Consider the following 4,642-nt stretch of genomic DNA (forward strand, 5'->3'; position numbering starts at 1 on the left):
GCATGGGCGCGAATTCCGGATGTACAAGTTCCGCAGCATGGTGCGTGACGCGAGCGCCGTCGGGCCCCATTGCACCGGGGGCAGCGAGGACCCGCGCATCACGCGGGTCGGGCGCTGGCTGCGCCGCTCGAGCATCGACGAACTGCCGCAGCTGCTGAACGTGCTGCGCGGCGAGATGAGCCTGGTCGGCCCGCGCCCCGACCTGCCCGTTCAGCGCGCGCTCTACGCCGAGGCCGAATGGACCGAGCGCTGCAGCGTGCGGCCGGGAATCACCGGGCTCGCGCAGGTGCTGTTCCGCTCCGAGGCGACGCACGCGCAGCGGCTCGCGGCGGACCTGCGCTACGCCCGCGAAGCCAGCCTGGGTCTGGACCTGTGGATCATGGTCCGGACCCTCGGGCGGCTCGGGGGCCGGGCGGCAAATTGACCTGAAACACCCCGGGGCCGCCTTCCCTCCGCAGGGTCCTGGCGCGGAAACTGCGCCCGTTTTTGCAACACAATGCGGCGGACCAAAGACACCGCTCCACGAAGGAAAAAAACCATGGCAGACGACAAGACTCCCCCGATCCAGCCCATCAACCGCCGCAGCGCCAACATCACGCAAGGCAAGTCGCGCGCGCCCAACCGCTCCATGTACTACGCCATGGGCTACGTGGAAGGCGATTTCGCCAAGCCCATGGTCGGCGTGGCGAACGGCCACAGCACCATCACGCCCTGCAACAGCGGCCTGCAAAAACTGGTCGATGCGGCCATCGAAGGCATCGGGCAGGCGGGCGGCAACGCGCAGGTGTTCGGCACGCCGACCATCTCGGACGGCATGGCCATGGGCACCGAGGGCATGAAGTACAGCCTGGTGAGCCGGGAAGTGATCAGCGACTGCATCGAAACCTGCGTCGGCGGCCAGTGGATGGACGGCGTGCTCGTGGTCGGCGGCTGCGACAAGAACATGCCCGGCGGCCTGATGGGCATGCTGCGCGCCAACGTTCCCGCGATCTACGTGTACGGCGGAACCATCCTGCCCGGCCGCTACCAGGGCCGGGACCTGAACATCGTCAGCGTGTTCGAGGCCGTGGGCGAAAACGCCGCAGGCAAGCTCAGCGACCATGACCTCAAAGAGATCGAAAAGCGCGCCATCCCCGGAACCGGCTCGTGCGGGGGCATGTACACCGCGAACACCATGTCGAGCGCGTTCGAGGCGCTGGGAATCAGCCTGCCCTACTCGTCGACCATGGCCAACCCGCACGACGAGAAGCGGGAATCGGCCAGGGAATCGGCCAAGGTGCTGATCGAAGCCATCCGGCGCGACCTCAGGCCGCGCGACATCGTCACCCGCAAGGCCATCGAGAACGCCGTCGCCGTGATCATGGCCACCGGCGGATCGACCAACGCCGTGCTGCATTTCCTGGCCATCGCCCACGCTGCGGGCGTGCCGTGGAGCATCGACGACTTCGAGCGCATCCGCCAGCGCACGCCCGTGCTGTGCGACCTCAAGCCCAGCGGCAAGTACCTGGCCGTGGACCTGCACCGCGCCGGAGGCATCCCGCAGGTGATGAAGCTGCTGCTCGACGCCGGACTGCTGCATGGCGACTGCATCACCATCAGCGGCAAAACGCTCGCCGAAGTGCTCGCGGACGTGCCCGCCCAACCCCGCGCCGACCAGGACGTCATCCGCCCCATCGACCGCCCGCTGTACGCGCAGGGCCACCTCGCGATCCTCAAGGGCAACCTCAGCCCCGAAGGCGCCGTGGCCAAGATCACCGGACTGAAGAACCCCGTCATCACCGGCCCCGCACGCGTGTTCGACGACGAGCAATCGGCGCTGCAAGCGATCCTCGACGGCAAGATCCGGGCGGGCGACGTGATGGTGCTGCGCTACCTGGGCCCCAAGGGCGGCCCCGGAATGCCCGAAATGCTGGCCCCCACCGGCGCGCTGATCGGCGCCGGCCTGGGCGAGAGCGTGGGCCTGGTCACCGACGGGCGCTTTTCCGGCGGCACCTGGGGCATGGTCGTCGGCCATGTGGCGCCCGAGGCCGCAGCCGGCGGCACCATCGCCTTGGTGCACGAGGGCGACAGCGTGACCATCGACGCGCGCCAGCTGCTGCTGCAACTGAATGTGGACGACGCGGAAATCGCCCGGCGCCGCGCCGCGTGGACCGCCCCCGCTGCGCGCTACACGCGCGGCGTGCAGGCCAAGTTCGCGTTCAATGTGTCCAGCGCCAGCCGGGGCGCGGTGCTCGACGCGTATTGACGAGCGCTCAGCGCCGGGGCGGCGGCCGGCTGCCTGGGCGCATGCCCAGGGCCTGCTTGCGCTTGTCGATGCGGTCCTGCTTGCGCTGCCCTATCCTTTCTTCGATCCTGCGCTTGCCGCCATCCGTCGAATCGGCCCAGAACCACCACAGCGCGGTGATCGCAAAGGGGAGCAGCACCCACCACCAGGACATGGCGGCCAGGGGGCCGATCTCGAAATACTTCAGTACCAGCACGAGAAGGGAAAATCCCAGCAGAGGCATGGATCGTGTTCTCCAGGAGAAAGGGGTTGTGGGCAGGCGCTTGATTGACTCAGGTCAATCGCCAGCGGCGACCTGAGTCACTAGAATCGGAAGCGAACAAAGCGCGTATTGTGACTCGAAGTAGATGCTTTGTATCCATCATGACTTACCCGTAAGGAAACCCCCCGATGAAACGCACCCTGATCGCTCTCGCCATGACCTGGTCCGCTGCGACACCCGCGATGGCCGACATGGCCTTGGCGACGGCCAAGAACTGCATGGCCTGCCACGCGGTGGACAAGAAACTGGTCGGCCCCGCGTACAAGGACGTTGCCGCCAAATATGCGGGCCAGAAGGACGCCGTGGCCAAGCTGGCGGCCAAGATCATCATGGGCGGCTCCGGCGTCTGGGGTCCCGTCCCGATGCCTGCGAACGCGCAGGTCAGCGAGGCCGACGCCAAGAAATTGGCAGCCTGGGTTCTGACGCAGAAGTGATGCGCGCGCCGCCCCCGCTGCGGCGACTGCGAGGGGCCGCATGCCGGGGTGCCTCCGGCAATTCGGCGCCCGGAATGCCCCGCAATTTCCATCGTTGCATGCCGGCTTGACAACCCGGGCGTCGCAAGCCCCGGGCCGAAGCAGTGCGCCATCGCCCTCCCCGCACGCAGCGATCTGACGCCCGCGCATCCGCACGGAACCGTTTGCGCGAGGCGCCGCAGTAGCGCACTGCCCCGCAAATACTCGCACATGAAGCCGCGCCTTCGCACCCATGAAGGCGTTGCAAATCCTCGCGATAGCTGAGGGTATCGCTGCGGTTTGCGCCCTGCCATGGCGCGAGATGCAGCCGTTTTATCTTGTGCTGCTATTTGCGGGGCAAAACACCAGGGAGTGATCCGTCTTGACTTCAAACAACAAAAGAAATAACAATTGATCAATAGGGGATGAACGCGGTCTCTTTCGCGCGATTCCTCCGAGTGGTCGGCAAGCCGAATCGTGTCTGCCCGCCATGACGTCGATTCCATGCCCCAACCACCGAAGGAGTCATTTCATGCAAGACACTGCACCGGCCTTGGCGATTCCGGGAACGGAGAAAGTTCCACCCTCCCCCTTGAAACGGGCCATCGCCGCCGGGGTGATAGGCCATTTCGTCGAGTGGTACGACTACGGCGTCTACGCCTACGTGGCAACCTATCTCGCGAGCGCTTTCTTTGCCGACTCCAGCCTGTTGCCGGTATTTGCCACCTTTGCGGTGGCATTCTTCGCCCGTCCCTTTGGCGGTCTGGTGTTTGGCTATATCGGGGACCGCGTTGGCCGGCAGCGCTGCCTTGCCGCCGTGGTCGTGCTGATGTCCCTGGCGACCTTTGCCATCGGGGTCCTGCCGACCTTTGCGCAGATTGGTGTGCTGGCGCCGGCGCTGCTTTTGCTCTGCCGGGTCCTCCAGGGATTGTCCGCGGGCGGCGAGATCGCGGGGGCTTCCTCGTTCATCAACGAGTACGCCCCCGACGGCAGGCGTGGACTGCTGTCCAGCCTTCTGCCGGCGGCCTCTGCCTGCGGGCTGCTGTTTGGCTCCGTGCTGATGCTGTACCTGAACGCAAATTACTCCAGGGAATTCATGGGCAACTGGGGTTGGCGGATTCCCTTCCTCATCGCCCTGCCCCTGGGAATGGCCGGTCTGTATCTGCGCACCCGGGTCGAGGACACGCCGCTGTTTCGTGAACTGCTGGAGAAAAAGGGGGCCGATCCGTCGCCGCTCAGGTCCAGCCTGCAAAAGCAGTCGCGCTGGATTGCGGTGGCCTTTGGCGCCACCCTGACGTACGGCGTCGGCTTCTACACGGTGCTGAGCTATATGCCGTCCTACCTCAGGACCGTGGTCGGGTTCAAGTCGGACGAGGTGTTCTCCGTCACGGCGGTGATCCTGATTGCGCACATCGTCGCGTTGCCGATCTGGGGGGCGCTGTCGGACCGCATCGGCCGCCGTCCCGTGATCATCGGCGCAAGCCTTGCACTGGTCTGCCTGACCTACCCGGCGTTTCGCCTGATTGCCGAAAGCGGCAGCCTCGCGACGGCCATGCTCAGCGGCGCGGTTCTCTCGGTGAGCATCGCGGCAGGCGCGGCGCCCCTGTTCGCGTACATGGCAGAGATGTTCCCGACGAGCGTGCG

Annotated in this window: 5 protein-coding genes; 4 read left to right on the forward strand and 1 reads right to left on the reverse strand. The window is 66.1% G+C overall.

Features of this window, described 5'->3' with window-relative positions:
* The coding region (locus tag VTU_RS0103485; RefSeq protein WP_010100809.1) for a sugar transferase at nucleotides 1–424 on the forward strand (424 nt) is incomplete at its 5' end.
* Between the two features lie 114 nt (nucleotides 425–538).
* A complete protein-coding gene (gene ilvD, locus VTU_RS0103490; RefSeq protein ID WP_010100810.1) occupies nucleotides 539–2,245 on the forward strand; it encodes a dihydroxy-acid dehydratase in 1,707 nt (568 codons plus the stop codon).
* A gap of 7 nt (nucleotides 2,246–2,252) precedes the next feature.
* On the opposite strand, the gene VTU_RS0103495 is transcribed toward ilvD, so the two are convergent.
* Nucleotides 2,253–2,507, reverse strand: coding sequence for a TIGR04438 family Trp-rich protein (locus VTU_RS0103495; RefSeq protein ID WP_010100811.1), 255 nt, complete (start codon nucleotides 2,505–2,507; stop codon nucleotides 2,253–2,255).
* 167 nt (nucleotides 2,508–2,674) lie between these two features.
* Here VTU_RS0103495 and VTU_RS0103500 point away from each other — a divergent pair, with 167 nt between their 5' ends.
* Together VTU_RS0103500 and VTU_RS0103510 are read left to right on the forward strand one after the other, a co-directional pair.
* Entirely contained in the window at nucleotides 2,675–2,980 is a 306-nt protein-coding gene (locus VTU_RS0103500; RefSeq protein WP_010100812.1) for a c-type cytochrome, read from the forward strand.
* Between the two features lie 550 nt (nucleotides 2,981–3,530).
* The coding region (locus tag VTU_RS0103510; protein ID WP_040891853.1) for an MFS transporter at nucleotides 3,531–4,642 on the forward strand (1,112 nt) is incomplete at its 3' end.

The sequence above is a fragment of the Verminephrobacter aporrectodeae subsp. tuberculatae At4 genome, from assembly GCF_000193225.1.
GTDB lineage: Bacteria > Pseudomonadota > Gammaproteobacteria > Burkholderiales > Burkholderiaceae_C > Acidovorax > Acidovorax aporrectodeae.

Bases quoted from the DNA above. Each gene is read 5' to 3' on its own strand.
- ilvD (WP_010100810.1), top strand. From the start codon at position 539: ATGGCAGACGACAAGACTCCCCCGATCCAGCCCATCAACCGCCGCAGC.
- VTU_RS0103500 (WP_010100812.1), top strand. From the start codon at position 2,675: ATGAAACGCACCCTGATCGCTCTCGCCATGACCTGGTCCGCTGCGACA.
- VTU_RS0103495 (WP_010100811.1), bottom strand. From the start codon at position 2,507: ATGCCTCTGCTGGGATTTTCCCTTCTCGTGCTGGTACTGAAGTATTTC.